The 1311-nt window shown below is 32.7% G+C and carries 2 protein-coding genes and 1 pseudogene; all 3 read right to left on the bottom strand.

All coding sequences use genetic code 11. From position 1 onward, the window contains the following. Positions 1-264: 264 nt before the first annotated feature. Complete coding sequence (locus NO346_RS14600) at positions 265-585, bottom strand: hypothetical protein (protein WP_256415599.1); 321 nt, start codon at positions 583-585, stop codon at positions 265-267. A gap of 60 nt (positions 586-645) precedes the next feature. Further along, positions 646-822 carry a hypothetical protein gene (locus NO346_RS14595; protein WP_256415598.1) on the bottom strand — a complete coding sequence of 59 codons (177 nt, stop codon included), beginning with the start codon at positions 820-822 and terminating at the stop codon, positions 646-648. 223 nt (positions 823-1045) lie between these two features. Continuing rightward, a pseudogene (locus tag NO346_RS14590) lies at positions 1046-1237 on the bottom strand (IS1 family transposase); the annotation flags it as partial. Positions 1238-1311 lie beyond the last annotated feature (74 nt).

Here is a 1311-nt window from a genome sequence, read left to right as displayed (position 1 = left end):
CAGAAAGCTTCTTTGAATCGATGTATTTCATCCGCAGATTATGCATGAATGCCAAGAAATCTGGAGTGCAAATATCAACCAAAAAGAAGATCATTTTTTGATTTATGAAAGAGATCTATTGTTATTCTTTCCTGTATCACCATTATTAGTCCCCCCACTACCACCACAAGCAGTTAACCCTAAAATACAACTTAATAATAATGGTATGGTCAATTTTTTTGCATCTTTTACTCCTTTTAAAATATTAACTCTAAACAAAATGATTTAAAACTTAGCCAGATTAATTTTTCGATTTTGAGGTAAATCTTCTAATTGATTTTTGGGTTGTATTCTTGGCATTTCATTCGAGGAAGATTTTTTTATCTGCTCTGATTGTTCTTGCTTTAGCTGTTTTACTGATACAGGCACAAAAGTATAGCCTTGTTGATTGCTATAACCCGTACAAGTTGCCATTTTTTTTGACAGTAAGCTTGCTTGAGAGACACAAGAACCTATCATTTTGCCACTGACATCATAGGTCTTCACTGTCGATGCACAGCCCACCATGATCAAAGAAATACACAACCAAAAATATATTTTTATCATTATTTCATTCCTCTCCTATCAAAATACCCAATATAAAATACTGGGTATTCATTTTTTAACCTACTTACCTTCTTGGTTCGCTGTGCCTGTACAAGATGCACCAGCACCAATAATAAAACCACCTTGAGCTTCACATGAACCAATCATTTTGCCTGTCGCATCATAGGTTTTTACGGTGGAAGCACAACCTGTCATCAAGAAAATCACACCCAAAACTAAAAAATGTACGGTTTTCATTGCTTGTCCTTTTACGCTATTAAAAATAATAAAGATTTATAGTGACTTAATTTTTTACACAATAAGACCACTATAAGTAACGATTTTACACTAAAAAATATAATTATCACTTATAGTACGTGACCTTTTAAGAAGTGTCCATAAAAAGAGGGATATCATAGAGAGTCGCCATATATAGCGTGTGCTCTTACTATTTGGTGGTGTTTCAAAAAGTATGCTGACATTAAATGAAGCCATTATTGATGTAAAAAAAGGTTAAGTCGAAAGCTTTAAAATGGTTTTCAATCTTTTTTGAAAAATTACAACTCCTTCTAAAACCACGCCTAATTCGATGCCTTATTTTGCAATTATTACCTTCAATACCTACAGTAAAAAATTTACCAATACTTTGCTTGCAGTTTTTAAAAGTAGTTAGGACTTACGCACTATCATTTATAGATTCTCTGTGGTAGCAGATGATTTTTATCGAGAATAAAGTCATCAATGAAG

This window comes from Acinetobacter sp. 5862 (assembly GCF_024494585.1).
GTDB lineage: Bacteria > Pseudomonadota > Gammaproteobacteria > Pseudomonadales > Moraxellaceae > Acinetobacter.
This window is presented reverse-complemented; position numbering and strand designations above follow the sequence as displayed.